Source organism: Alteriqipengyuania triglochinis (assembly GCF_054655655.1).
On record NZ_BAAHNC010000001.1, the window covers coordinates 143,913 to 170,828 of the forward strand.

Annotated in this window: 24 protein-coding genes and 1 pseudogene; 21 read left to right on the plus strand and 4 right to left on the minus strand. The window is 64.8% G+C overall.

All coding sequences use genetic code 11. From position 1 onward, the window contains the following. Window positions 1-31 precede the first annotated feature (31 nt). Complete coding sequence (locus ACYQ0L_RS00775; protein ID WP_459787022.1) at window positions 32-3,037, minus strand: Rne/Rng family ribonuclease; 3,006 nt, start codon at window positions 3,035-3,037, stop codon at window positions 32-34. A gap of 494 nt (window positions 3,038-3,531) precedes the next feature. Here ACYQ0L_RS00775 and ACYQ0L_RS00780 point away from each other — a divergent pair, with 494 nt between their 5' ends. From ACYQ0L_RS00780 to ACYQ0L_RS00805, 6 genes are all read left to right on the plus strand, one after another. Beyond that, window positions 3,532-4,401 carry an N-acetylmuramoyl-L-alanine amidase family protein gene (locus tag ACYQ0L_RS00780; protein ID WP_459787023.1) on the plus strand — a complete coding sequence of 290 codons (870 nt, stop codon included), beginning with the start codon at window positions 3,532-3,534 and terminating at the stop codon, window positions 4,399-4,401. A gap of 85 nt (window positions 4,402-4,486) precedes the next feature. Beyond that, a complete protein-coding gene (locus ACYQ0L_RS00785; RefSeq protein WP_459787024.1) occupies window positions 4,487-6,979 on the plus strand; it encodes a penicillin-binding protein 1A in 2,493 nt (830 codons plus the stop codon). Window positions 6,980-7,065: 86 nt separating this feature from the next. After that, on the plus strand, window positions 7,066-8,193 hold the full coding sequence (gene prfB, locus ACYQ0L_RS00790) for a peptide chain release factor 2 (RefSeq protein ID WP_459787025.1): 1,128 nt from the start codon (window positions 7,066-7,068) through the stop codon (window positions 8,191-8,193). A gap of 52 nt (window positions 8,194-8,245) precedes the next feature. Next, on the plus strand, window positions 8,246-9,025 hold the full coding sequence (locus tag ACYQ0L_RS00795) for a class I SAM-dependent methyltransferase (RefSeq protein WP_459787026.1): 780 nt from the start codon (window positions 8,246-8,248) through the stop codon (window positions 9,023-9,025). A gap of 11 nt (window positions 9,026-9,036) precedes the next feature. Further along, window positions 9,037-10,443 carry an NAD(P)H-dependent flavin oxidoreductase gene (locus ACYQ0L_RS00800; protein WP_459787027.1) on the plus strand — a complete coding sequence of 469 codons (1,407 nt, stop codon included), beginning with the start codon at window positions 9,037-9,039 and terminating at the stop codon, window positions 10,441-10,443. Between the two features lie 4 nt (window positions 10,444-10,447). Further along, on the plus strand, window positions 10,448-11,191 hold the full coding sequence (locus ACYQ0L_RS00805) for an alpha/beta fold hydrolase (RefSeq protein WP_459787028.1): 744 nt from the start codon (window positions 10,448-10,450) through the stop codon (window positions 11,189-11,191). On the opposite strand, the gene ACYQ0L_RS00810 is transcribed toward ACYQ0L_RS00805, so the two are convergent. Together ACYQ0L_RS00810 and ACYQ0L_RS00815 are read right to left on the minus strand one after the other, a co-directional pair. Then, the gene (locus ACYQ0L_RS00810) at window positions 11,188-12,519 is read right to left on the minus strand and encodes an ammonium transporter (protein WP_459787029.1); all 1,332 of its coding nucleotides are present in this window, start codon (window positions 12,517-12,519) and stop codon (window positions 11,188-11,190) included. The two genes, ACYQ0L_RS00805 and ACYQ0L_RS00810, sit on opposite strands and share 4 nt — an antisense overlap. Before the next feature lie 119 nt (window positions 12,520-12,638). Then, entirely contained in the window at window positions 12,639-13,655 is a 1,017-nt protein-coding gene (locus ACYQ0L_RS00815; RefSeq protein ID WP_459787030.1) for a 2-hydroxyacid dehydrogenase, read from the minus strand. 94 nt (window positions 13,656-13,749) lie between these two features. On the opposite strand from ACYQ0L_RS00815, the gene ACYQ0L_RS00820 reads away from it, so the two are divergent. Beyond that, window positions 13,750-14,220 carry an SH3 domain-containing protein gene (locus ACYQ0L_RS00820; RefSeq protein WP_459788000.1) on the plus strand — a complete coding sequence of 157 codons (471 nt, stop codon included), beginning with the start codon at window positions 13,750-13,752 and terminating at the stop codon, window positions 14,218-14,220. Window positions 14,221-14,293: 73 nt separating this feature from the next. Here ACYQ0L_RS00820 and ACYQ0L_RS00825 read toward each other — a convergent pair whose 3' ends face one another. After that, window positions 14,294-15,490 (minus strand): acetyl-CoA C-acyltransferase, encoded by a 1,197-nt coding sequence (locus tag ACYQ0L_RS00825; RefSeq protein WP_459787031.1) that lies wholly within the window; start codon window positions 15,488-15,490, stop codon window positions 14,294-14,296. 64 nt (window positions 15,491-15,554) lie between these two features. Here ACYQ0L_RS00825 and ACYQ0L_RS00830 point away from each other — a divergent pair. From ACYQ0L_RS00830 to nuoI, 14 genes and pseudogenes are all read left to right on the plus strand, one after another. Continuing rightward, window positions 15,555-17,018, plus strand: a pseudogene (locus tag ACYQ0L_RS00830) (coniferyl aldehyde dehydrogenase); the annotation flags it as partial. Window positions 17,019-17,135: 117 nt separating this feature from the next. Next, window positions 17,136-17,510, plus strand: coding sequence for an NADH-quinone oxidoreductase subunit A (gene ndhC / locus ACYQ0L_RS00835; RefSeq protein WP_459787032.1), 375 nt, complete (start codon window positions 17,136-17,138; stop codon window positions 17,508-17,510). Window positions 17,511-17,543: 33 nt separating this feature from the next. Continuing rightward, window positions 17,544-18,122, plus strand: coding sequence for a NuoB/complex I 20 kDa subunit family protein (locus ACYQ0L_RS00840; RefSeq protein WP_459787033.1), 579 nt, complete (start codon window positions 17,544-17,546; stop codon window positions 18,120-18,122). A gap of 1 nt (window position 18,123) precedes the next feature. Beyond that, entirely contained in the window at window positions 18,124-18,978 is an 855-nt protein-coding gene (locus tag ACYQ0L_RS00845) for an NADH-quinone oxidoreductase subunit C (protein WP_459787034.1), read from the plus strand. A gap of 61 nt (window positions 18,979-19,039) precedes the next feature. After that, window positions 19,040-19,579 carry a hypothetical protein gene (locus ACYQ0L_RS00850; protein WP_459787035.1) on the plus strand — a complete coding sequence of 180 codons (540 nt, stop codon included), beginning with the start codon at window positions 19,040-19,042 and terminating at the stop codon, window positions 19,577-19,579. A gap of 8 nt (window positions 19,580-19,587) precedes the next feature. Beyond that, window positions 19,588-20,805 (plus strand): NADH-quinone oxidoreductase subunit D, encoded by a 1,218-nt coding sequence (locus ACYQ0L_RS00855; protein WP_459787036.1) that lies wholly within the window; start codon window positions 19,588-19,590, stop codon window positions 20,803-20,805. Further along, the gene (locus ACYQ0L_RS00860) at window positions 20,802-20,990 is read left to right on the plus strand and encodes a hypothetical protein (protein WP_459787037.1); all 189 of its coding nucleotides are present in this window, start codon (window positions 20,802-20,804) and stop codon (window positions 20,988-20,990) included. The genes ACYQ0L_RS00855 and ACYQ0L_RS00860 overlap by 4 nt, the downstream gene beginning before the upstream one ends. Continuing rightward, window positions 20,983-21,651 (plus strand): NADH-quinone oxidoreductase subunit NuoE, encoded by a 669-nt coding sequence (gene nuoE, locus ACYQ0L_RS00865; RefSeq protein WP_459787038.1) that lies wholly within the window; start codon window positions 20,983-20,985, stop codon window positions 21,649-21,651. Before ACYQ0L_RS00860 ends, nuoE begins: the two co-directional genes overlap by 8 nt. Next, on the plus strand, window positions 21,651-21,830 hold the full coding sequence (locus tag ACYQ0L_RS00870) for a hypothetical protein (protein WP_459787039.1): 180 nt from the start codon (window positions 21,651-21,653) through the stop codon (window positions 21,828-21,830). Before nuoE ends, ACYQ0L_RS00870 begins: the two co-directional genes overlap by 1 nt. Further along, window positions 21,820-21,963: a hypothetical protein gene (locus ACYQ0L_RS00875; RefSeq protein ID WP_459787040.1), complete on the plus strand. Its 144-nt coding sequence runs from the start codon at window positions 21,820-21,822 to the stop codon at window positions 21,961-21,963. Before ACYQ0L_RS00870 ends, ACYQ0L_RS00875 begins: the two co-directional genes overlap by 11 nt. Next, window positions 21,960-23,255: an NADH-quinone oxidoreductase subunit NuoF gene (nuoF, locus tag ACYQ0L_RS00880; protein ID WP_459787041.1), complete on the plus strand. Its 1,296-nt coding sequence runs from the start codon at window positions 21,960-21,962 to the stop codon at window positions 23,253-23,255. The genes ACYQ0L_RS00875 and nuoF overlap by 4 nt, the downstream gene beginning before the upstream one ends. Continuing rightward, window positions 23,255-25,297 (plus strand): NADH-quinone oxidoreductase subunit NuoG, encoded by a 2,043-nt coding sequence (nuoG, locus tag ACYQ0L_RS00885; protein WP_459787042.1) that lies wholly within the window; start codon window positions 23,255-23,257, stop codon window positions 25,295-25,297. Before nuoF ends, nuoG begins: the two co-directional genes overlap by 1 nt. After that, a complete protein-coding gene (gene nuoH / locus ACYQ0L_RS00890; RefSeq protein WP_459787043.1) occupies window positions 25,294-26,349 on the plus strand; it encodes an NADH-quinone oxidoreductase subunit NuoH in 1,056 nt (351 codons plus the stop codon). Before nuoG ends, nuoH begins: the two co-directional genes overlap by 4 nt. Beyond that, complete coding sequence (gene nuoI, locus ACYQ0L_RS00895; RefSeq protein WP_459787044.1) at window positions 26,346-26,831, plus strand: NADH-quinone oxidoreductase subunit NuoI; 486 nt, start codon at window positions 26,346-26,348, stop codon at window positions 26,829-26,831. Before nuoH ends, nuoI begins: the two co-directional genes overlap by 4 nt. Window positions 26,832-26,916: the final 85 nt, after the last annotated feature.

Sequence of the window (26,916 nt, forward strand, 5' to 3'; positions counted from 1 at the left end):
CATATTGTGCCGTGCCATCAGGCGTTGCCGATCAGGCGCCGAAGGTGCGCTGCCACCAGCCGCGACGCGGCTTGCCGTCCGCATCATTGCCGTCCTCGTCATCGCCATCGTCGCCGGCAGTGGGCGTGGGAGCAGGCACCGGAGTCGGAGTTGGCGTCGGAGCCGGAGTGGGCGACTTGTCGGCCGCTTCCTGCGGTTCGCTCGGCGTGTCCTCGGGCCCTGCGACGACGGCGATATCGTCGGTCAGCTGCTCCTTGGTGTCCTTCTTGGCTGCAGGCTTGCGGGCACGCGAAGCGGGCTTTTTGGCGGGAGCTTTCTTCTCGCCAGCCTCGGCCTTATCGGCCTTGCCGCCCTTATCCGCGCTGTCTTCGCCTTCGGTCGCCTTCTTGGCGCGGCTGCGACGCTTGGGTGCGGGCTTTTCCTCACCCTTGTTTTCGCCCGTGTTATCGCCAGCCGTTTCTTCTGCAGGCTTGTCTTCGGCCTTCTTGGCACGGCTGCGACGCTTGGGGGCGGGTTTCTGCTCCGCCTGGTCGTCGGCCTTGTCGTCAGGCTTGCCCTCGCTCACTTCGCCATCGGCCTTGGGTTCGGCCTTCTTGGCGCGCGAACGGCGCTTCGGCTTCTCCTGCTGCTCGTCGCCCTCGGCAGTGGCGGCGTCGGCAGTCGCGGGCGCATCGTCGGGTCCTGCGACCACGGCCATGTCTTCCACGACATGTTCGGAGATCTCCTCCTGCGCTTCGCTGGGCGAGGTGTCGTCGTGCTTCTTGCGCCGGCCCCGGCCGCCACGGCTGCGGCGCTTCTTCGGCTTGTCGTCGCCATCATCATGCGACGAATCGTCCGACCCGCCTTCATTCGAACGGTTGTCGTTCGAACTGCCGTCGTTCGAGCGGTCGTCGTCGGACCGGTCATCCGACTGATCGTCCGGATTCTCGCCGTTCTCGTTCTCGTTTTCGTTGTCGCGGCGCTTGTTGCGGCCACGTCCGCCACGCCGACGCCGGCGCTTCTTTTTCGGGCGACCGTCTTCATCGTTGCCGTCGTCCGAATTGTCGCGCGAGCGGCGGCTCCGCTCGTTGCGGTTGTCGCCGTCATCGTCGTCATCATCGTCGGAGTCGGCCTCGTCCTCGATGTCGTCCTCGGCATCGTCGATCACGATCGGTTCGAACTTGGGCGCTTCGGTCGGCTTGGGACCGGAGCTGGAGACGCTCATCTTGGCGCCTTCGTCCTCGCCTTCGGGGACGATCTCGACCTTGACGCCGTAGCGCTCCTCGATCTCGACCAGGTCGGCGCGCTTCTCGTTCAGCAGGTAGACCGCCGCCTCGGTGCTGGCCGACAGGGTGATGATGGTACCCTTGCCCTTGGCCGCTTCGTCTTCGATCAGGCGCAGCGCGGAAAGGCCCGCGCTGGATGCCGTGCGAACCAGGCCGGTGCCGTCGCAGTGCGGGCATTCGCGGGTGGTCGCCTCGAGCACGCCGGTGCGGAGGCGCTGGCGGCTCATTTCCATCAGGCCGAAGCCGGAAATGCGGCCGACCTGGATGCGCGCGCGGTCGTTCTTGAGCGCGTCCTTCATCGCGCGCTCGACCTTCCGGACGTTGGAATTGTAATCCATGTCGATGAAGTCGATCACGACCAGCCCGGCCATGTCGCGCAGGCGCAGCTGGCGGGCGATTTCCTTCGCCGCTTCGAGGTTGGTCGCGGTCGCGGTCTGCTCGATCCCGTGTTCCTTGGTGGAGCGGCCCGAGTTGATGTCGATCGAGACCAGCGCCTCGGTCGGGTTGATCACGAGATAGCCACCCGACTTCAGCTGCACCACCGGCTCGTACATCGCACGCAACTGGTCCTCCGCGCCGTAGCGCTGGAACAGCGGCACGGGGTCCGAATAGGCTTTCACCCGCCGCGCGTGGCTGGGCATCAGCAATTTCATGAAGGCGCGGGCGGACTTGTAGCCTTCCTCACCTTCTACGATCACCTCTTCGATCTCGCGGTTGTAGATGTCGCGGATCGCGCGCTTGATGAGGTCGCTGTCCGAATGGATCAGCGATGGCGCGCTGGAGCCCAGCGTACGTTCGCGAATCTCGTCCCACAGGCGCGCGAGATAGTCGAAGTCGCGCTTGATCTCGGTCTTGGTGCGGCTGAGACCCGCAGTGCGCACGATGAGGCCCATCGAACGCGGCAGGTTGAGATCGCCGACGATCGTCTTGAGCCGCTTGCGGTCGCTCGCGGAAGAAATCTTGCGCGAAATGCCGCCGCCATGGCTGCTGTTGGGCATCAGCACCGTGTAGCGCCCGGCGAGGCTGAGATAGGTGGTCAGCGCCGCGCCCTTGTTGCCGCGCTCTTCCTTCACGACCTGGACGAGCAGCACCTGGCGGCGCTGGATGACGTCCTGGATCTTGTAACGGCGACGCAGCGCCTGGCGCCTGGCGCGAGCCTCATCGACTTCCTTCGCGCGGCTGCGGTTGCCCTGGCCCTGACGGCGCGGGCCGCCACGGCCCTTGCGGCGACCGCGGCGGCCGCCATTATTGTCGGACGCATCGTCGTCGTCGTCGGAATCATCGTCGTCGTCATCGGAGGAAAGCTGGCCTTCCTCGATCGTCGAGACCTTGTCCTTGTCGGACGTGTCGATTTCTTCAAGCCCGTCTTCGGCGAGGTCTTCGGCGAGCGCTTCGGAGGATTCCTCGTCCTCGGCGTCGTATTCGTCGCCCGGCAGGTGGCCTGCGTCTTCCTCTTCGTCGCGCAGACGCTCTTCCTCGGCCGCGGCTTCCGCCTCTTCGGCGAGCAGTGCGTCGCGGTCTTCCTTGGGGATCTGATAGTAATCCGGGTGAATCTCGCTGAAGGCGAGGAACCCGTGGCGGTTGCCGCCGAAATCGACGAAGGCTGCCTGGAGAGAAGGTTCTACCCGCGTTACTTTCGCGAGGTAGATATTGCCCTTGATCTGCTTGTGTTCAGCCGATTCGAAGTCGAATTCTTCTATCCGGTTGCCTTTGAGAACGGCCACACGGGTTTCTTCCGTGTGGCGCGCATCGATAAGCATGCGCTGTGCCATGTATAAGTCTCCACGCGCTTCGCGCGCCGTAGCTGCCCTGGGGGCCGGTCGCGGCGAAACGCGTTATCTGTGATGAAAAATCGCTCGGCCGTGCGGCCCGCGCGTGATGGGAAATCCGTCGCCGGCCGCTTGCGGGGCCTGCGGGGAGCGTATGTGTCTGCGGCCAGGTGCCTGTCTGCCTGCACGCGTGCCATCTTGTCGGCAGCGTGCCCGGCCCCCGCAATGCACAGGTCCGCGCGGCCGTGAGGCCTGGCGGTTTCAAGTGTGCGGGGAGTGCGCATTGGTCGCATCAACCTGTAATCTTCGTGGGCGACCGCGAGAACAAAATGCCGCGCGGCCATTCGTGTTGTCCCGATCGCCATGCACCCGCAGGAGTGAATATTTCGCTCCGTTCAAGGGTCTGGCGCCTCGTGACCCATTATGGCTAGCATCGTGTGCAAGGTGCGGCAACTCTATTGCGCTGCCGACCTGCGGCCTTTTACACGACAGGCCACATGGCGCGGTTCTTCCAAATCCTGGCGATCTTCCTGCTGCCGGTCCTGCTGGTGGGTGGATTGCGTGTTTTCGGGTTTACCCTGCCGGTGCCGCACTTGGGCCGCGACTATGTGATCGGCATGGTCCTGCCCGAGGCGGGGCAGCCGGTCGACCTGCCCGAAATCTACGGCCCGGCCGACAAGTCGCGCCCCCTCGTGCTGATCGACGCGGGCCACGGAGGGAAGGACCCCGGCACGGTTGCAGGCGACAGGTTCGAGAAGGACGTCGTGCTCGAACTCGCCCTCGCCGTGAAGGACCGCCTGATAGAAGAGGGCGGTATTCGCGTCGCCCTCACACGCGAGGACGATACTTTCCTCGTACTGCAGGAACGCCCCGAAATCGCCCGGCGGATGAATGCCGACCTGTTCATCTCGATTCACGCGGACAGCGCGGGCGACGCAAGCAGCGCCTCCGGCGCGAGCATTTACACCTTGTCGAGCGAGGCATCGAGCGAAGCGGCCGCCCGCTTCGCCAACCGCGAGAACAATGCCGACCTGCTGAACGGCGTGGTGGTCAAGAACCAGAGCGATCCGGTGAACGACATCCTCGTCGAACTCTCGCAGCGCCGGGTGCAGGAGACCAGCCGCGAGTTCGCCGAGCTGATCGAGCGGGAAGGGCGGGGCAGGCACCGCTTCCACTCGCAAACCCAGCGCGCCGCCGCACTTGCCGTGCTGCGTGCGCCCGATGTGCCCGCGGTGCTGTTCGAAGTCGGCTTCCTGACCAACGCCGATGATGCGGCGCAGCTCTCTTCCCAAGAGGGGCAACGCGAGTTCTCCGAATTCGTCGCGCGGGCGATCCGCGTCTTCTTCGCCCGCCAGTCGGCGAGCTAGAGCGGCCACGCGTGCACCGCCCGACAATGTTCACGTTTGGTTATGGCGATCTGCGCGAGGGGCGTGCTAAGGGCGCTGCCGCATCATGACCGAAACCAACGTCGAACCTAACCGTTACCGCGTCCAGCGCGGATCGTCGGACGCCTTTGCCGAGTTCCGGCAGACCTGGCACGATAACTGGGCCGTGCGCTGGATCGTCTATGGCACCGCCGCGCTGCTGGTGCTGTTCGCGGTCGCGTGGTTCCTGATCGGGCGCGACCTGCCCGATGCCACCGCCCTGCAGGATTACGAGACCCCGCTGCCCACCGTGGTGCGCGGCAATGACGGCGAGATCGTGGGCACCTATGCCCGCGACCGCCGCGTTCAGCTCGACTTCGGCGATTTTCCCGAACCGCTGATCAACGCGTTCCTCTCCGCCGAGGACGAGACTTTCTGGAGCCATAACGGCGTCGACATTACCGGTACGCTCAACGCCGTGCTCGACTATGCGCGCAAGGCGGGGACGGACGAGCGCGCGGTCGGCGGTTCCACCATCACCCAGCAGGTCGCCAAGAACGTGCTGCTGAGCGATGAGTACTCGGTCACCCGCAAGCTGCGCGAAATGCTGGTTGCGCGCCGGATCGAGCAGACGCTGACCAAGCAGGAAATCCTCACGCTCTACCTCAACGAAATCCCGCTGGGGCGGCGCAGCTTCGGGGTCCAGGCCGCCGCGCGCGCCTATTTCGACAAGGATGTCGGCGATCTCGAGCTGAACGAGATGGCGTTCCTCGCGATCCTGCCCAAGGCGCCCGAGCGCTATGGGCGCGAGCGGTACGAGGACATGGCCATCCAGCGCCGCAACTGGGTGCTTGGCCAGATGGAAGAAAATGGCTGGGCCACGCCGCAGCAGGTCGCAGAGGCGAAGGCCAAGCCGCTGGGGCTGACCTCGGGCGCGGGCTCGATCCGCAATGCGGATGCAGGCTATTTCATCGAAGCGGTCCGTCGCGAACTGCTCGACCGTTTCGGCGAGACCGCCGACGACGGGCCCAACAGCGTCTATGCGGGCGGCCTGTGGGTGCGCACCTCGCTCGACCTCGATTATCAGGACGCGGCGCGCGATGCGCTGCGCAAGGGCATGCTGCGTTACCACGGGTCGCGTGGCTGGAGTGGCCCTGTCGCGACGCTCGACCCCAGCAAGGGCGACCTGGGCAGCCAGCTGGCCAGCGCCAATATCGGGATCAATTACGAAGACTGGCGCACGGCGGTGTTCACCGGCTCGGGCGCGATCGCCTTCGCCGACGGGCAGAGTAGCACGCTGACCGGCGCCCCCGGATCGCTGCAACCCGGCGACGTGATCGCGGTGCGCCCGTCGGGCAATGCATGGCGCGTGGCGATCATCCCCGATGCCTCCGGCGGGCTGATCGCCGAGGACCCGCAGACCGGCCGCATCCTCGCGATGCAGGGCGGGTTCGACAGCCGCCTCGAAAGCTTCAATCGGGCGACCCAGGCCGAACGCCAGCCCGGTTCGACCATCAAGCCCTTCGTCTATGCCGCCGGGCTGGACCAGGGCATGACCCCTGCGACCCAGATCGAGAACGGCTCCTTCTGCGCCTACCAGGGCGCGCAGCTGGGTGAGAAGTGTTTCCGTGGCGGGCGCGGCGGGACCTACCCGATGCGTTACGGGCTCGAGCAGTCGCAGAACATCATGACGGTTCACATCGCGAACGATGCGGGCATGCCCAACGTCATCAAGACCTACGAGAAGGTCGGCATCGGATCCTACGATCCGTATCTCGCCTTTGCGCTGGGCGCGGGCGAGACGACGGTCGAAAAGATGGTCAACGCCTATTCGACGCTGGCCAACCACGGTCGCTACAATGACCCGACCGTGATCGACTACGTGCAGGACCGGCGCGGCAAGGTGATCTGGCGCGCCGACGAGCGCGCCTGCGAAGGCTGCAACAGCGCCGAATGGGACGGCTCGGCCATGCCGCGCCTCGGCCCCAAGGGGCGCCAGGTGATCGACGCGCGGACCTCCTTCCAGGTGACTCACATGCTCGAAGGCGTGATCACCCGGGGCACGGCCAAGGTGCTGCGCGACCAGAACCTGCCGCTGTTCGGCAAGACCGGAACGACCACCGGGCCCAAGGACGTGTGGTTCATCGGCGGGACACAGCAGCTGATGGTCGGCACCTATCTGGGCTTCGACCAGCCGCGCAACATGGGTGGTTACGCGCAGGGCGGCACGGTGGCGGCCCCGATCGTGAAGACCTTCATCGAGGAAACGCGCGATCGCTGGCGCGACAACCCGCCCGTCGCCCCCGCAGGGGTGCGCATGGTGCGGATCGACCGGCGCACCGGCGGGCGCGTGTTCGATGCGTGGCCGGGTACGGAAGACAATGCGGCGATCATCTGGGAGGCTTTCAAGCCCGATACCGAGCCACCCCGGTCCACCCGCGCGTCGGAAATCGCGGCCCAGCGGCAGGAGCTGCTCGACCTCATCCGCCGTGCACGGCGGGCCGAAGCGAGCCTCAGCCGGGCGGCCGAACGCGAGGAGCCGCCGGAGAATTTCGCCGAGGAGCAGGGCGGCATCTACTAGCCGCCCGTCGTCCCCCGGCGGCATCGCGCCTTGCCATGCGAGGCAGCCACGCCTAGCGCTGCCTGCCCATTTTCGGAGACTTTGCCATGCGTGCCGAAGGGCAGGCCCATATCGACCGGATCGAAGCCGCGCTGGCGCTGGTGCGCCAGTCGCTGGACTGGGAGCGCGCGCTGCGCGAGCTGGACGAGCTCAACGCCCGGGTCGAGGACCCGACCTTGTGGGACGATCCCAAGCAGGCGCAGGCGATCATGCGCGAGCAGAAGCGGCTCGAAAGCGCGATCGGCACGGTCAATACAATCTCGTCGGAAATGTCCGACGCGATCGAATTCGTCGAGATGGGCGAGGCCGAGGGCGATGACGATGTCATCAACGAAGGACTGACCAGCCTCGAAAAGCTCGCCGCGCGCGCCGATGCCGACAAGGTTCAGGCGCTGCTCTCGGGCGAGGCGGACGCGAACGACGCCTATCTGGAAGTGCATGCCGGCGCCGGCGGGACGGAGAGCCAGGACTGGGCAGAAATGCTCATGCGGATGTATGTCCGCTGGGCCGAAAAGCGCGGCTTCAAGGTCGAGACTGTCGAATATCAGGCGGGCGAGCAGGCGGGTATCAAGTCGGTCACGCTGCTGATCAAGGGCGAGAACGCCTATGGCTACGCCAAGACCGAAAGCGGTGTGCACCGCCTCGTGCGGATCAGCCCTTACGACAGCTCAGCGCGGCGGCACACCTCGTTCAGTTCGGTCTGGGTCTATCCGGTGATCGACGACGATATCGAGATCGAGATCAACGAAAGCGACCTCAAGATCGATACCTACCGCGCGTCGGGCGCGGGCGGGCAGCACGTCAACACGACCGATTCGGCCGTCCGCATAACCCACCAGCCGACCGGCATCGTGGTCGCCAGCCAGAATGATCGCAGCCAGCACAAGAACCGCGCGACCGCGATGAACATGCTCAAGGCGCGCCTGTTCGAACGCGAGATGGCGGAACGCGAGGCGGCGGCTTCGGGCGAGTATCAGGAAAAGACGGAAATTGGCTGGGGCCATCAGATCCGCAGTTACGTCCTCCAGCCGTACCAGATGGTGAAGGACCTGCGCACGGGCGAAACCTCGACCGCACCGGGCGACGTGCTCGACGGCGCGATCGACCCGTTCATCTCCGCCGCTCTGGCGCAGCGCGTGACGGGCGAGGCGGTCGACGTGGAAGACGTCGAGTAAAGTCAAAACCCGCTTTGCCAAGCGGGCGATGCGCGGTTAAGTGCCGCCCACGATGATGGCGAGGCTCGGTCCCCTGTTCTTTGCATGTGCGGCGCTCGCTCTCACGGGCTGCGGCGGCGGCGAGTCCGATTCCGACAGGCCAGAGACCGCCCGCGCTTTCCCCGAACCCGACCGCCCGGTGTCCGATCTTGGCGCCAACGAGTTTTCGAACGAGGATGCGCGCGACAGCCAGGGCGAAGCGCAGAAAGTGATGGACATGGCCGCGATCCAGGCGGGCATGACCGTGGCCGATATCGGCGCAGGCGAAGGCTATTACACCATCCGCCTGGGCGAGCGCGTGGGGGAGAACGGCCGGGTGCTGGCGCAGGATATCGACCGCAGCGCGCTCGAACGGCTCGGCCGCCGCGTGGAGCGGGAGCGGCTCGACAATGTTTCGATCAAGCTGGGCGCGCAGGACGATCCGCGCCTGCCCGACGACAGTTTCGACCGGGTCTTCCTTGTCCACATGTACCACGAGGTGGCCGAACCTTACGCATTCCTGTGGCGCCTGTGGCCGGCGCTGGTAGAAAACGGCAAGGTGATCGTGGTCGATATCGACCGACCCACCGACCGCCACGGGATTGCGCCCGCGCTGCTCGCCTGCGAGTTCGAGCGGGTCGGCTACCGGCTCGACCGGATCGAGCAGGGTCCCGAACTCGCGGGGTACTATGCACAGTTCAGTCGCGGCGCTACAAGGCCCGGACCAGACGAAATCGTGCCCTGTACGGGGCAGAAAAGCGCGGCCGATGCCGCTAGTGGCAATGCCGAAGGTACGGCGCGCGCAGCTCAATAATTGGAAGTTTGATGGCATTTAAAGGACTGCGACCAATCCAGTACGGCGGTCGCGAGGTTTGGCCGCTGATTGAAGGCGGGAAGGGCGTTTCGGCGACCAATCACGCAAGTTCGGGCGCATGGGCCGCCGCGGGCGGCATCGGCACCGTGTCTGCGGTCAACGCCGACAGCTACGACGAGGATGGCAATCCCATTCCGCAGGTCTACCCGCAGGCCACGCGCAAGGAACGCTTCGAACAGCTGGTCCGCTATGCGATCGACGGTGCGACCGAGCAGGTCAATCGCGCTTACGAGATCGCCGATGGCAAAGGCGCGATCAACATCAATGTCCTGTGGGAACAGGGCGGCGCGCAAGCCGTGCTCGAAGGCGTGCTGGACAATTGCGCCGACAAGATCACCGGCGTCACCTGCGGCGCGGGCATGCCTTACAAGCTGGCCGAGATCGCCGCGCGGTACAACGTGCACTATCTGCCGATCGTGAGCTCTGCCCGCGCCTTCCGCGCGCTGTGGAAGCGTAGCTATTCAAAGGTGCCGGACCTGCTGGCGGCGGTGGTCTATGAAGACCCGTGGCTGGCAGGCGGGCACAATGGCCTGTCCAATGCCGAAGACCCGACCAAGCCCGAAGACCCCTATCCGCGCGTGAAGGCACTGCGCGACACGATGCGCAAGGAAGGCGTCTCGGAAGAGACCGCCATCGTCATGGCCGGCGGCGTGTGGTTCCTGCGCGAGTGGGAAGAGTGGATCGACAATCCCGAGCTGGGCAAGATCGCCTTCCAGTTCGGCACGCGGCCCCTGCTGACCGAGGAAAGCCCGATCCCGCAGGTGTGGAAAGACATGCTGCGCACGGTCGAGCCGGGCGACGTGCTGCTGCACAAATTCTCGCCCACCGGGTTCTATTCCAGCGCGGTGAAGACGCCGTTCCTCTATGATCTGATGCACCGCAGCGAGCGGCAGATCCCGATCTTCAAGCGCGACGAGGAAGAGGGCACGATCCCGCTGTCGGATCACGGCAAGGCGAAGTATTTCTTCGTGCACCCCGGCGACCAGCGCAAGGCGCAGGCGTGGATGCACGAAGGCTTTACCGAAGCGCTCAAGACGCCCGACAGCACGGTGGTCTTCGTGACCCCGGAAAGCGCCGAGCAGATCCGCGCCGACCAGCAGGGCTGCATGGGCTGCCTGTCGCACTGCCAGTTTTCGAGCTGGAAGGATCATGACGATCACACGACCGGCCGCCTCGCCGATCCGCGCAGCTTCTGCATCCAGAAGACTTTGCAGGATATCGCGCATGGCGGTGACCCGGACGAAAACCTCGCCTTCGCCGGTCACGCAGCCTATCGTTTCAAGCTGGACCCGTTCTATTCCAATAACTTCACCCCCACCGTGAAGCAGTTGGTGGATCGCATCCTGACCGGAGATTGACCCGATGGCCAAGCCGAAAGACGCGATGCGAGATGACCATCTGGCACCGCCTTTCGGCTATTGGCTCCGCGAACTGCCGAACCTGCCGAAAATCTGGTCGAGCCCGATCCGGCGCGTGCGCCTGCCCCAAGGCGTGAAGCCTGCACCGAAGGACGCGCCGCGCCCTCCGGTGTTGATCATCCCCGGGATCATGTCGAACGACAGTGCGACCTCGCTCATGCGGCGCACGCTCGATGCGGCGGGCTACGACCCTTATCCTGCGCGGATCAGCGCGATGATGACGGGCATTACGGAAGCCTTCTTCGCCCGCGCGGAGGCCCGGCTCGACGAGGTTTATGAGCTGACCGGGCAGAAGGTCGCGCTGATCGGGATCAGCCTGGGCGGCCTCTACGCTCGCGTGCTGGCGCAGCGACACCCGGAAAAGGTTGCGCTGGTGATGACGCTGGGCACGCCGTTTTCGGGAGACCGGCGCGCGAACAACGCATGGCGGCTGTACGAGGCGATGAACGATCACAAGGTCGATGATCCGCCGCTGAGCGATGATCCCCGCCAGAAGCCTCCGGTGCGCACCATCGCGATCTGGTCCCCCCACGACGGGATTGTCGCGCCGGCCTGTTCGCGCGGGGAAGAAGGGGAGTGCGACCGGGCGATCGAAGTGCCCGAGCGGCATTTCGAATTTTCCGCCAGCCGCGCTTCGATCGAACGGATCCTCGCTATTCTGGACGAGGAACTGCCGCTAGCGGGCTAATCGCCAGCGTCCTCGCCGAAATGCCAGCCCCGCTCGCCATGACGGGTCATGTCCAGCCCTGCGATCTCGTGCTTCTTCTTGACCCGCATGGGGGCGACGATGCCGATCGCCAGCGCGAGGATGCCGGTCAGCACCGCGCTCCACAGCGCGACCACCGCGATCCCCACGGCCTGCGCGCCAAGCTGGCCGAGCGGGCTCATGCCTTCCGGATAGCCCGTGCCGCCCAGAGCGGAGGACACGAACAGGCCCAGCAGCAGCGTGCCGACAATGCCACCGGCTCCATGCACCGCGAACACGCCTAGCGAATCGTCGATGCCCCATTTGCGAACCTGCAATATCGCCGCGTAGCAGACGACCGAGGCGAGCGCCCCGAACAGGATCGCCGCACCGGGCGAGATATAGACGGCCGCTGGCGAGATTGCCGTAAGTCCGGCAAAGGCGCCGGTCGCCCAGCCGAATGTCGTCGCCTTGCCAAAATTGATCCGCTCGATCAGCAGCCAGACCAGTGCAGCGATGCTCGCGGCGACGTGGGTATTGATGATCGCGGTCGAGGCATCGTCGGTCGCGGCGAGCGCGGATCCGCCGCTCATGCCGAACCAGCCGACCCACAGCATTGCGGCGCCGACCATGGTCAGGGCGGGCGCATGAGGGGGCATGGGCGTGTCGGGAAAGCCCCGACGCTTGCCCATCATGATCGCGACGATCAGTGCGGAAACGCCTGCCGTGGTGTGCACCGCCAGTCCGCCCGCGAAATCGAGAGTGCCGACACTGCTCGCCAGCCAGCCGCCACCCCAGACCCAGTGGGCGACAGGGGCGTAGACGAGCAGGCTCCAGGCGGCGCAGAAGACCACGACCCATGTGAAGCGCGCCCGGTCCACCCACGCGCCGATCATCAGCGCGGCGGCGAAGATCGCGAAGGCCATCTGGAGCGATACGAAGGCGCTTTCGGGGATGGTCGTGCCGATGCGCACATTGGTCAGCTCGATCAGCATCCACGCGCGACCATCGCCGATCCAGCCGTTTCCGGCATTTCCGAACGCGAGCGTGTAGCCAAGGATAACCCACAGCACAGACACGATGCAGGCCACCGCGCCGGTCTGCAGCGCGACCGAAAGGACGTTCTTCGCACGAACCTGCCCGCCGTAGAACAGCGCAAGGCCGGGCAGCGTCATCATCAGGACGAGCGCGCAGGACGCGAGGATCCAGGCCGTATCGCCCGTATCGTTGGCGACGAGCTCACCGATTTCCTGTGCCGAGGCAGGGGCGCCGAACAGAGCGGCGAGCAAGAGCGGACCTGCAATGCTGCGGCTGCGGATAAGATCGATCATGTGCCTTCGGCCCCCGGTATCGGCGCGCCCCGGAATCGGGTGCCGGCGCGCATTCGGCAAGGGCTTAGCGGGAAATGTCCGTATATCCGGTAAACCCGATGGTTAATCGGTGGGCGCGATCAGATCAGCGCGTCGAGCACCTGGTCGGGCGGGCGATGGCCGTCGGCCCAGAAGCGGATATTCGCGATCACTTTCTCGCCCGATGCAGCCCGTCCTTCCGCCGTGGCGGAGCCGATATGGGGCAGGGTCATGACATTGGGATGGGCGAGCAGGCGCGGATCGACCGCGGGCTCGTCCGGGTAGACGTCCAGTCCGGCCCCCGCGAGGTGGCCGCTTTCCAGCGCGCCGACCAGCGCGTCCTGATCCACCAGATCGCCGCGCGCGGTGTTGATCAGACAGGCGTCGGGTTTCATCCGCGAGATCGCCTGCGCGTCGATCATGTGGTGGCTCTCCGGATTGGACGGACAGTGCAGGGTGAGGATGTCGGTCTGGGCCAGCAGTTCGTCGAGACTCTCGACATAGGTCGCACCGAACATCCGCTCGATCGCCCCGGGCAGCCGCTTGCGATTGTGATAGACGATGTCGAGCCCGAAGGCCTTGGCGCGGTGCGCGACCGCTTGGCCGATCCGGCCCATGCCGACGATGCCAAGTGTCTTGCCCGCCAGCTTGCGGCCAAGCAGCGCGGTGGGTGCCCAGCCGCTCCATTCGCCGCTGCGTATGAGCGACACGCCCTCGCGCATCCGGCGCGGCACCCCGATGATCAGCGCCAAGGCGAGGTCGGCGGTATCCTCGGTAAAGACGCTCGGCGTGTTGGTCACTGTTATACGCCTGGCTGCCGCGGCCTTCAGATCGATATGGTCGGTCCCCGCGCCGAAGCTGGCGATCAGGCCCAGCCGGTCGCCCGCCTGTGCCATCATCTCGGCGTCGATCCGGTCGGTCACGGTTGGGACGAGCACGTCGGTCTCGTTCATCGCCTCGATCAGTTGCTCGCGCGTCAGGGGCGCGTCGCGTTCGTTGAAGCGGCAGTCGAACAGCTCGCCCATGCGGGCCTCGATCTGAGGAGAGAGCGCGCGGGTGACGATAACGCGGGGCGTACCCTCGATGCGGCGGGTGGATTTGTCGGATGTGCTGGCCATTGCGCCTGCCTGCTTGGCGCGTGGGGCAGGGGTGGTCAAGCGGGCGCTAAGCCAGCTTGCCAGCGAGCGGCGCGATGCGGTAATCTTCGCCCCTATGCTGAGACGCGCCACATTGCTCGCCACGGGCCTTACCATCCTCGCCGCGACGCCGGCCGACGCTCAGAACAGGGATACGCCCTATTGGGCGACGATCGACGTGACGGAAGCCTACATGCGCGTGGGGCCGAGCCAGGAATACCGGATCGAATGGGTCTACAAGCGCAAGGGGCTGCCGGTGAAGGTGCTGCGCATGCGCGATGGCTGGCGTCTGGTGGAAGACCCGGACGGCGCCAAGGGCTGGATCGCGGCACGGCTGCTCAGCCGCAAACGCGGCGCGATCGTGACAGGTGCCGATCTGGTGGAAATGCGCGCGGACGATAGTGCCGGATCGCCGGTCAAATGGCGTCTGGAGCCTGGCGTCGTCGGCGAGCTTGGGACTTGCGAGGCCAGCTGGTGCGAATTCTCGGTCGGGGAGCACAACGGCTTCGTCGAGGCGAGCCGTCTGTGGGGACCGGGCGAGCCCTGAAGCCCCATCAATCGTAAAATAAATGCCGCCCGCCCTGCGGCAGGGCGAGCGGCCGATCCCTTTCGGTCGTGTTCTAGACCATCTCTACCGCAACGGCGGTGGCTTCGCCGCCACCGATGCACAGCGATGCGATGCCGCGCTTCTTGCCCTGCTGCTTGAGCGCGTTGAGCAACGTTACGATGATCCGCGTGCCGCTGGCGCCGATCGGGTGGCCCAGCGCCGTGCCGCCGCCGTTCACGTTGATCTTGTCGTGCGGGATGCCGATGTCGCGCATCGCGAACATCGCCACGCAGGCAAATGCCTCGTTCACTTCCCACAGGTCGACGTCGTCCGCGTTCCAGCCGGTCTGTTCGAGCAGTTTCTCGATCGCGCCGATCGGCGCGACGGTGAACTTGCTCGGCTCCTGGGCGTGCGCGGCGAGGCCGACGATCTTGGCTACCGGCGTCTGGCCGTTTTCCTTGGCCACGCTTTCGCGGCTGAGGACTACGGCCGCTGCGCCGTCCGAAATGCTCGACGAGGTCGCCGCGGTGATCGTGCCATCCTTGGCGAAGGCGGGGCGCAGGGTCGGGATCTTGTCGGGCTTGCCCTTGCCGGGCGCTTCGTCATGCTCGACCAGAGTTTCGCCCTTGCGGGTCACGATCGCCACTGGAACGACCTCGCCATCGAAGGCGCCGCTTTCGATCGCGGCATTGGCGCGGCGCAGCGATTCGATGGAATAGTCGTCCATTTCCTCGCGCGTCAGCTGATATTCGTTGGCGGTGTCCTGCGCGAAGGTGCCCATCGCGCGGCCTTCCTCGTAGGCATCTTCCAGCCCGTCGAGGAACATGTGGTCGTACGCAGTGTCATGGCCGAGCCGTGCGCCGCTGCGGTGCTTCTTGAGCAGGTAGGGGGCGTTGGTCATGCTCTCCATGCCCCCGGCAACCACGTAGTTCACGGTGCCGCTGGCAAGTGCTTCGGAGCCCATGATGACGGTCTGCATGCCGCTGCCGCAGACCTTGTTCACCGTGGTCGCCTGGACCGACTTGGGCAGGCCGGCCTTGATCGACGCCTGGCGCGCGGGGGCCTGGCCGAGGCCGGCGGGCAGGACGCAGCCCATGTAGGTGCGGTCGAAGCTTTCCACCGGCACGCCCGAGCGGTCCACCGCCGCCTTCACCGCCGTCGCGCCCAGATCGGTCGCAGTGGCATCGGCCAGCGCGCCCTGCATGCTCCCCATCGGGGTGCGCGCGTAGGAAAGGATGACGATCGGGTCGGCGGAAGAAAACTGGGCCATGGGTGTGTGCGTGCCTCTCTGCTTGTTGCAACTCTTTGGCGTGATGTCGCGTTCGATGTAATAAGCCAGCCAAGAAACACAATCGGAGAGCCGTGACATGAGCGATACCTCGCCCCAGACCCTTGAGCGCATTCTTGAAACGCAGCGCAGGGCCTTCACCGCGGCGCGGCCCGAGCCGCTCTCTGTCCGGCGCGACCGGATCAAGCGGGCGATGTCGATCCTCTCCGAACACGGCGAATCGCTGGCCGAGGCTATGAACACGGACTTCGGCAGCCGCAGCCACGAAGGTTCGATGATGACGGACATCGTCAGCACGATCGGCTTCGGCAAATATTGCCTCAAGAACCTCGATCACTGGGCCGCGCCCGACAAGCGATCGGTCCGGTTCCCGCTGGGCCTGATGGGCGCGAAGGCGGAGGTCCGCTACGAACCCAAGGGCGTGATCGGGATCATGAGCCCGTGGAATTTCCCGGTGAACTTGAGCTTCGGACCGCTGATGCAGGTGCTGGCGGCGGGCAACCGCGCGATGATCAAGCCGAGCGAGTTCACCCCCGCGACGAGCGAGCGGATGCGCGAACTGGTGGGCGATCTGTTCGACGAGAGCGAAGTGGCGGTGGTAACCGGCGGGCCCGATGTGGCGCAGGCGTTCTCCTCGCTGCGGTTCGACCATCTCGTTTTCACCGGATCGACCGAAACCGGCCGCAAGGTAATGGAGGCTGCGGCGAAGAACCTCGTCCCCGTCACGCTGGAACTGGGCGGCAAGAGCCCCACGATTATCGGCAAGGGCGCGGACCTTACCCGTGCGGGGGAACGGATTGCGCTGGGCAAGATGCTCAACGCGGGCCAGATCTGCCTTGCGCCCGATTATCTGCTGGTGCCCGAGGATCAGGAGGAAGGCGTGGTCGCCGCCGTCCAGCTCGGCGTGCATGAGATGTACCCGACGCTGCTCGATAATGATGATTATACGGCGGTGATTTCCGACAAGCATTTCGAACGGCTCAAGGGAATCGTCGAAGATGCGAAGGCCAAGGGGGCCGAGGTGACGGTGGTGAACCCTGCGAACGAAAGCTTCGTCAGCGCCAATACCCGCAAGATGCCGCTCACCATCCTGCGCGGCGTCACCGACGACATGCAGGCGATGCAGGAAGAAATCTTCGGCCCCGTCCTGCCGGTGAAGACCTACAAGGCGATCGACGAGGCGGTCGATTATATCAATGATCACGATCGCCCGCTGGGGCTCTATTATTTCGGCAGCGACAGCACGGAGCGCGAGCGGGTGCTGGAGCGCACGATCTCGGGCGGGGTGACCGTCAACGACGTGATCTTCCACATTTCGGTGGACGACATGCCTTTCGGCGGGGTCGGCCCGTCGGGCATCGGGTCTTATCACGGGCCCGAAGGTTTCCGCGAATTCAGCCACGCCCGCAGCATCTACCAGCAGCCGAAAATCGACATTGCCAAGCTGGCGGGGCTCAAGCCGCCCTATGGTGATACCGCGAAGAAGGCGATCGCGCGCGAGATGAAGTAGGAACGCGCGTACGATTGTTGCGAAAAAACCAACGGGAGTTGCGCCGCAGGCTCCCTTGCGCCGCGGCGGCGTGCGCCCTAGAGGCATGCCGCGAAAGCCAGACTTTTGGAATCACGCGTGATCGACCTCGAACAATACCTGCCCATCCTCCTGTTTATCGGCGTCGCCCTGGCGATTTCGTGCGTCTTCGTGTTCCTGCCGATGGGCGTTTCCCGCCTCACCGGTACGCACAACCCGACGGCGGAAAAGCTGAGCGAGTATGAATGCGGCTTCCCCGCGTTCGAGGAACCGCGCAGCCAGTTCGACGTGCGTTTCTACCTGGTGGCGATCCTGTTCATCATCTTCGATCTCGAAGCGGCCTTCCTGTTTCCCTGGGCGGTCAGCCTCGATTTGACCGGATGGACGGGCTGGGCGACCATGATGGTCTTTATCGGCGAGCTTGCCATCGGGCTGGCCTATGCATGGAAAGTGGGCGCGCTGGAGTGGGAGTAGTCCCCGGTTTCGGCAGGCCCGATTGGATTTGACATGAGCGAGAACCAGACGATCACCCCTGCGGGCCGCGACCCGCACCTGCAGCCCACGGCGCAGCCGGGCGAGGTGCGTGCGCCCGACCAGGACTATTTCAACGCTCTGCAGACCGAGGTGAACGACAAGGGCTTCCTCGTCACGTCGACGGAAGAGATCTTCCAGTGGGCGCGCACGGGCAGCCTGTGGTGGATGACCTTCGGCCTTGCGTGCTGCGCGGTGGAGATGATCCACGTCAACATGCCGCGCTACGACATGGAGCGGTTCGGCGTCGCCCCGCGCGCCTCGCCGCGGCAGAGCGACGTGATGATCGTCGCGGGCACGCTGTGCAACAAGATGGCGCCTGCGCTGCGCAAGGTCTACGACCAGATGTCGAACCCCAAGTACGTCATCTCGATGGGCAGCTGCGCCAATGGCGGCGGCTATTACCACTATTCCTACAGCGTCGTGCGCGGCTGCGACCGGATCGTGCCGGTCGATATCTACGTGCCCGGGTGCCCGCCGACCGCAGAGGCGTTGCTTTACGGCGTAATGCAGCTGCAGCGGAAGATCCGCCGCAGCGGGACGGTGGAGCGCTAGGATGGCCGTTCTCCACTCCGCCCCCCGGTTTACCCGCATTGACGGGCTGAAGGATACGCTTTCCGGCGCACTCGGCGCGATGCTGGTCGAGGCGCGCGAAGAGCACGGCGAGCTGTCGCTGACTGTGCAACGCGACCGGATCGAGGACGCGCTGCGTCTGCTACGGGACGATCACGGCTACCAGCAGCTGATGGAGATCGCCGGGGTCGACTACCCGAGCCGCGCGGAGCGGTTCGAAGTTGTCTACATGCTTCTCTCGCTCACGCAGAACAGTCGCATTATGGTGAAGGTATCAGCTGCCGAGGCGACGCCGGTGCCGACCGTGACGACGCTCTGGCCCAATGCGGGCTGGCTCGAACGCGAGGTGTTCGACATGTTCGGCGTGGTCTTCGCAGGCAATGCGGACCTGCGCCGCATCCTGACCGACTACGGCTTCGAAGGGCATCCCTTCCGCAAGGACTTCCCGCTGACGGGCTATGTCGAACTGCGCTATTCCGAAGAGGAGCAGCGCGTCGTCTACGAACCGGTCGAGCTGGCGCAGGACCTGCGCAGCTTCGATTTCCTCTCCCCGTGGGAGGGTGCGGATTACGTCCTGCCGGGCGACGAGAAGGCGGAGACCCCGCCGGTCGACGAATCCAAGACGACCGATTCGCCCAAGGAAACCGGCGCCGGCAAGAAAACCGACGAGAAGGCCGACGAGAAGGTCAGCAAGGGCGCGCCTGCCGAGGAAGGCACCGGCGAGGACCGCACGCCTGCACCCGAGCCGACCGAGGATCGTCCCGACCGGCCCGAACGCAAGGGCGATGCGAAGGATACCGCTGCGGCAACGCAGCCCAAGGCGAAGAACAAGGATTGATCCGCTACGGCAGGCGATTGCGCGCTGTCCGTGAGATAACGCGACGATGGAGAAGGTTTGGATGAGAACATTGCCGATGCTTTTCGCCGCAATCCTTCTTGCGGCCTGCTCGCAGGGTGAAGACACCGCGCAAGGTAGCGACGATTTCGCCGCGCGTGTCGCTGTAGGCGAGGGTGAGCCCGCGCCGCAGGGCAGCGTTGCCGCAGCCGACAGCACCGTGGCGCGCACGTCCGCCGCGCCCGAAGGAGCGGACCCGATGGAGCTCGAAAAGCTGGGCAATATCGGCCGCGTCGATCTCGGCCCGCGCGACGGGGGCTGCACCTTCTCGCAGGGCGGCACCGAGATGCTGCTGGTCGGCGCGCCCAACGATGCCGCCGTGCAGGGCAGGGGCGTGATCCGCGTCGGCGGCGAGTTGGTCAACATGACCGCGCAGGACGGCGGGCTCGATGCGATCTACGCCGGGCCCACGCTGACGGCGGAAGGGCTGACCGTGAAGATCGTCCCCGCAGCGGGCGAGGGCACGGTGCGGACCGCCGACCTCTACGTCGCGGCGGACGGCAAGCAGCGCAAGTTTGCCAGCGGGCAATGGGCCTGCGGATAGGAAACGAGATGGCACACGGACTGACGATCGAGGAATCGCCGACCACCGGCGACGAGAAGATCAGCAACTACACGATCAACTTCGGCCCGCAGCACCCTGCGGCGCACGGCGTGCTGCGCATGGTGATGGAGCTCGACGGCGAGATCGTCGAGCGCGTGGACCCGCATGTCGGCCTGCTGCATCGCGGCACTGAGAAGCTGATCGAGCACAAGACCTACCTGCAGGCGCTGCCCTACTTCGACCGGCTCGATTACTGTTCACCGCTCTGCCAGGAGCATTCCTACGTCCTCGCGATCGAGAAGCTGCTCAATCTCGAAGTCCCGATCCGCGCCCAGTATCTGCGGGTGCTGTTCGCCGAGCTGACGCGCATGTCGAACCACTTCCTCAACATCGGCGCGCACGTGATGGATGTCGGCGCGATGACGCCGAACCTGTGGATTTTCGAGCTGCGCGAAGACTGCATGAACTTCTTCGAGCGGGCAAGCGGTGCGCGAATGCACTCCGCCTGGTTCCGCCCCGGCGGCGTGCACCAGGACGTGCCCGAGAAGCTGCTGGTCGATATCGGCGAATGGCTCGACAACCGCGTGCCCGAACTGTTCGGCGACGCGATGAGCCTTGTGATGGACAACCGCATCTTCAAGCAGCGCAACGTCGACATCGCCGTCGTCAGCCGCGAAGACGCGATCAAGTGGGGCTTCTCCGGCCCGATGCTGCGCGCCGCGGGTGTGCCGTGGGACCTGCGCAAGGCGCAGCCCTACGATGTGTACGACCGGATGGATTTCGAGGTGCCCGTGGGCACCAATTCGGACTGCTATGACCGCTTCATGGTCCGCGTGCAGGAAGTCTACCAGAGCGCCAAGATCATCAAGCAGTGCCTTGCCGAGATGCCGTCCGGCCCGATTGCTTCGGACGACCGCAAGGTGGTGCCGCCCAAGCGCGGCGAGATGAAGCAGTCGATGGAAGCGCTGATCCACCACTTCAAGCTCTACACCGAAGGCTTCCACGTGCCTGCGGGCGAAGTCTACGTCGCGACCGAGAGCCCCAAGGGCGAATTCGGCGTGTACCTGGTCAGCGACGGGTCGAACAAACCCTACCGCTGCAAGATCCGCCCAACCGCGTTCTCGCACCTGCAGGCGATGGACATGATGACCAAGGGCCACATGCTGCCCGACGCCACCGCCATCCTCGGTGCGATCGACGTCGTGTTCGGGGAGTGCGACCGGTGAGTAAAAAGACCTCATTTGAATTTGGTGGCTTGATCGTTGCGTTTGTCCTGATGGCTTATCTGCTAGGCGACATCGCCGGTTTCTGGGAATCTTCACTTGTGTATTCGATGGCTCTAGTCTTCCTCGGATTGCTTTCGTTCGGTCTTGCGAAGCATTTCTCAAACCGGGAGATGCAAAATGGCTGATCGTTCAACCGCACCCGACACCCCCGAACTGCGCGAGCGCTGGGGTAATTTCGCCTTCAACGCGGCCTATGAGGCGAGGGCGAAGAAGGCGCTCGCCCGCTATCCCGAAGGGCGCCAGAAATCGGCGGTTATGCCGTTGCTCGACCTTGCCCAGCGGCAGGTCGGCGAGGAAACCGATACGCAAGGCTGGCTGCCGCTGCCGGTGATCGAGTATGTCGCGAACTATCTCGACATGCCAGTGATCCGCGTGCTCGAGGTCGCGACCTTCTACTTCATGTACAACCTCAAGCCCGTGGGGAAGTACCACGTGCAGGTGTGCGGCACGACGCCGTGCATGCTGCGCGGCAGCGACGACATCATCGCCGCGTGCAAGGCGCATGGCATGAAGAAGGGCGAAGTGTCCGAGGACGGCCTGTGGACACTCACCGAAGTCGAATGCATGGGCAATTGCGCAACCGCGCCGATGGTTCAGATCAACGACGACAACTATGAAGACCTGACGCCCGAACGGCTCGACGCCGTGCTCGACGCGCTGGCCAAGGGCGAACAGCCCAAGACGGGCACGCAGGAGCCCGGTCGCCACACGTCCGAACCGAGCGGCGGGCCGACCACGCTGAAGGACATGGTCACCGAGAACCACGATTACCGGGGCGAATGGTGATGGGTGGGGCTGCCAAGAAAGGATTTCCGGTCATCGGGTTCGTCTTCCTGGTGCTTGCACTGGTAAACGCGCTCAGAGGCGACGACTGGGTCGTGTGGATCGCCCTGGGTATCGTGTTCGGAGGCCTGGGTATTTTCAGCCGCGGCAAGCAGACCGACGAGGTGCGCAATGGAAACTAACATCGTCACCATCGTCGTCGCGCTGATCGCCATTGCCATCGCGTGGAAGGTGCTGAGCGGTATTTTCAAGACGCTCGCGCTGCTTGCGATCCTCGCCGTGGCGGCCTTTGTTGTGTTTGGAGTTATGGCATGAGCCTGGCCGATAAGGACCGCATTTTCACCAACCTCTACGGCTTCCAGTCCGCGGGCCTGAAGGCCGCGCAGGCGCGTGGCGACTGGGACGATACCAAGGCGCTGCTCGCCAAGGGGCAGGACGCGATCATCGAGGATGTGAAGGCTTCGGGCCTGCGCGGGCGCGGCGGCGCGGGCTTCCCGACCGGCATGAAGTGGTCCTTCATGCCCAAGGAAAGCAAGGACGGCCGGCCCAGCTTCCTCGTGATCAATGCCGACGAATCCGAACCCGGTTCGTGCAAGGACCGCGAGATCATGCGGCATGATCCGCACAAGCTGATCGAAGGCGCTCTGGTCGCGGGCTTCGCGATGCGCGCGCGGGCGGCCTATATCTACATTCGCGGCGAATATATCCGCGAGGCGGAGACGCTGCAGAAGGCGATCGACGAGGCGTATGACGCCGGCCTGATCGGCAAGAATGCGAGCGGTTCGGGCTACGACTACGACGTCTTCCTGCACCGTGGTGCAGGAGCGTATATCTGCGGCGAGGAAACCGCTCTGATCGAAAGCCTCGAAGGCAAGAAGGGTCAGCCGCGGCTCAAACCGCCGTTCCCGGCGGGTGCGGGCCTCTATGGCTGTCCCACGACGGTGAACAATGTTGAGAGCATCGCGGTCGTGCCCACGATCCTGCGGCGCGGCCCCTCGTGGTTCGCGGGCTTCGGGCGCGAGAAGAACCAGGGTACCAAGCTGTTCCAGATCAGCGGGCATGTCGAAAAGCCCTGCGTGGTCGAGGAAGAGATGGGCATTCCCTTCCGCGAACTGATCGAACGGCATTGCGGCGGCATTCGCGGCGGGTGGGACAACCTGCTGGCGGTGATCCCGGGCGGTTCGTCCGTTCCGCTGGTCCCGGCCGAACAGATCATGGACGCGCCGATGGATTTCGACGGGCTGAAGGAGCTGGGCTCCGGTCTCGGCACCGCCGCCGTGATCGTGATGGACAAGTCGACCGATATCGTCCGCGCGATTTCGCGCATCAGCTACTTCTACAAGCACGAGAGCTGCGGCCAGTGCACGCCCTGCCGCGAAGGCACCGGGTGGATGTGGCGCGTGATGAAGCGGCTCGAGACGGGCGATGCCGATCTTGACGAGATCGATATGCTCCACACCGTCACCAAGCAGGTGGAAGGCCACACGATCTGCGCGCTGGGTGATGCCGCCGCGTGGCCGATCCAGGGCCTGATCCGCCATTTCCGCCCCGAGCTCGAGCGGCGGATCAACGAACGCGAAAACACTCTGCAGGAAGCTGCCGAATAATGCCTAAAGTCACCGTAGACGGACAGGAAATCGACGCGCCCGAAGGCGCGACCGTGCTGCAGGCGTGCGAGCTTGCGGGCAAGGAAATCCCGCGTTTCTGCTATCACGAACGCCTGAGCATCGCGGGCAATTGCCGCATGTGCCTGGTCGAAGTGAAGCCCGGGCCGCCCAAGCCGCAGGCAAGCTGTGCGCTGCCCGCGACCGAAGGGCAGGAAATCCGCACCGACAGCGAAATGGTGCGTGCGGCGCGTGAAGGGGTGATGGAGTTTCTCCTCATCAACCACCCGCTCGATTGCCCGATCTGCGACCAGGGCGGCGAATGCGACCTGCAGGACCAGGCAATGTATTACGGCCGCGGCGCGTCTCGCTATCACGAAAACAAGCGTGCGGTGACCGAGAAGTACATGGGCCCGCTGATCAAGACGATCATGACCCGCTGCATCCACTGCACCCGCTGCGTGCGCTTCTCCGAAGAAATCGCGGGCGTGGACGAGATCGGCGCGCTCTATCGCGGCGAAGACATGCAGATCACGACCTATCTCGAAAAGGCGGCTAGCCACGAAATGAGCGCCAACGTGATCGACCTGTGCCCGGTCGGTGCGCTCACCAGCCGCCCCTATGCCTACGAGGCGCGGCCGTGGGAGCTGAAGAAGACGCTGAGCATCGACGTGTCCGATGCGGTCGGCGCGAATATCCGGCTCGACAGCCGCGGCCGCGAAGTCATGCGCGCGCTTCCCCGGATCAACGACGACGTCAACGAAGAGTGGATCTCGGACAAGGCGCGCTACCAGGTCGAAGGCCTGACGCGGCGTCGGCTTGACCAGGTGTGGATGCGCGCCGTGGGGGGCGATAACGCGGGCAAGCTGCAACGCGCGAGCTGGGAAGAGGCGTTCGACGCGATCGTGAATGCGGCGAAGCAGGGTGGCGAAGGCTCGATCGCAGCGGTCGCGGGCGATCTGGTCGATTGCGAGACGATGTTCGCTGCCAAGCGTCTGCTGGCCGAACTCGGTTCGGACAAGCTCGAAGGGCGCCAGACCGGGCTCGACTACGATTGCTCCAGCCTCGCCGGGATCGCCTTCAACTCGACGCTGGCCGGGATCGAAACCGCCGATGCGATCCTGATCGTCGGCAGCCAGGTCCGCCACGAGGCGCCGCTGATCAATGTCCGCCTGCGCAAGGCGGCGAAGCGCGGGGCGAAGATCTTCGTGGTCGGGCCCGAGTGGGACACGACCTTTGCCTGTGAATTCCTCGGCGAGGATGCGGGCCTGCTGCACGACCTGCCGGGCCATGTCGGCGAAGCGTTCAAGGACGCGAGCCGTCCCGCGATCATCGTCGGCCCTGGTGGCCTTGCGGCGAACGCGCTGCATCCGGCGCTGGCGCTGGCGGGCGAGTGGAACCTGGTTCGCGACATCGACGGAGAGGCCTGGAACGGCTTCAACGTGATCCACACCGCTGCTTCGCGAATGGGCGGGGTAATGCTCGGCTACGCGCAGAAGGGCGGCATCAAGGACATCGTCGATGCAGCGCCTGCGGTGCTCCTGTCGCTGGGCGCCGATTCGCTCGATTTCGGCGCGTTTGAGAAGAGCCTGAAGGTCTATATTGGCCACCATGGCGACGCGGGCGCGCATGCGGCGGATATCATCCTGCCTGCAGCCTCCTATGCGGAGAAGGACGGGACCTACGTCAACACCGAAGGTCGCGTACAATTCGCCGAGAAGGCGGTGTTTGCTCCCGGTGACGCGCGCGAAGACTGGACAATCCTGCGTGCGCTGGCCGATGCCTTCGGTGTGACCGTCGGGTTCGACAGCTTCGCACAGCTTCAGTCGGCAATGATCGAGGCCGTGCCCGCTCTGGGCGAGGAAGGCATCGCGCCGCTGGGCACGCTGCCCAAAGGCAAGAAGACGCCCAAGGCGAAGGGTGCAATCGCTTACCCGATCACGGACTTCTACCTTACCAACCCCATTGCCCGCGCGAGCGAGACGATGCAGCGCTGCTCGGCCGAACTGGTCCATGGCGAAGACATGTTGGAGGCCGCGGAATGACCGACTTCTTCCAATCCCTCGGCATGAACTACGAATGGGCGTGGTTCGTCGCGACCATCGTGGGTATCCTGCTGATCGCGCTGCCGGTGATGCTGGCGGTTGCTTACGTCATCCTGATCGACCGCAAGGTCTGGGCCGCGATCAACTTGCGGCGCGGGCCCAACGTGGTCGGCCCCTTCGGGCTGCTGCAAAGCTTTGCTGACGGGCTGAAGGTGTTCCTGCAGGAAACCATCATCCCGAGCGCGGCGAACAAGGGCATCTTCATCATCGCGCCGATCGTGACCTTTACGGTCGCGCTAGCGGCATGGGCGGTGATACCCTTCGCGGATGGCTGGGTGCTGGCGGACATTAATGTCGGCCTGCTCTACATCCTCGCGATCAGCTCTCTGTCGGTATACGGCGTTGTGATGGCCGGGTGGGCGTCCAACTCCAAATACCCGTTCTTCTCCGCCATGCGCGCCGCCGCGCAGATGATCTCGTACGAGGTCTCGATCGGCTTCATTCTCGTGTGCGTCGTGTTGTGGGCGGGCAGCTTCAACCTGACCGCCATCGTCGAGGCGCAGCGTGGCCATGCCTTCGGTATCGTCAACGGGTTCTATTTCAACCTGATGCTGTTCCCGATGTGGGTGGTGTTCTTCATCAGCTCGCTGGCGGAAACGCAGCGCGTCCCGTTCGACCTGACCGAGGCGGAGAGCGAGCTGGTCGCAGGCTACCAGACCGAATATTCCAGCATGGCCTTCGCGCTCTATTGGCTGGGTGAATATGCCAACATCCTGCTGATGTGCAGCCTCAACACGCTGCTGTTCTTCGGTGGCTGGCTGCCTCCGATCGACTGGGCACCGCTGTACCTGGTGCCCGGCTTCATCTGGTTCTTCCTGAAGACGCTGTTCTTCTTCTTCTGCTTCAGCTGGGTCATGGCGACCGTACCGCGCTACCGCTACGACCAGCTGATGCGGCTTGGCTGGAAGGTCTTCCTGCCGATGAGCCTGATCTTCGTTTTCGTCATCAGCGGTTACCTGATGGCCACCGGACACTTCGGAACCCCCTCATGAGTATCGCCCAGACCATCAAGGCCTTCACCCTCTGGGAATTCGTGAAGGCCCACGCGCTGACCCTGAAGTATCTCTTCAAGCCCAAGGTCACGATCAACTACCCGTACGAGAAGAACCCGATTTCTCCTCGGTTCCGGGGCGAGCATGCGCTGCGCCGCTATCCCAATGGGGAAGAGCGCTGCATCGCGTGCAAGCTTTGCGAGGCGGTGTGCCCCGCGCAGGCGATCACCATCGAGTCGGAACCGCGGGCCGACGGCAGCCGCCGCACCACGCGCTACGACATCGACATGACGAAGTGCATCTATTGCGGTTTCTGCCAGGAAGCGTGCCCGGTGGATGCGATCGTCGAAGGGCCGAACTTCGAATATTCCACGGAAACCCGCGAGGAATTGCTCTACGACAAGGCCAAGCTGCTCGCCAATGGTGACAAATGGGAACGCGCCATCGCGGCGAACCTTGAAGCCGACGCGCCCTACCGCTAGGCGCTCCGCACAAGTGGGGCACCAATGAACCAACCTCTCGTCGCTCCTGCGCAGGCAGGGGCCCAGCTAACGGACATGGATTGCA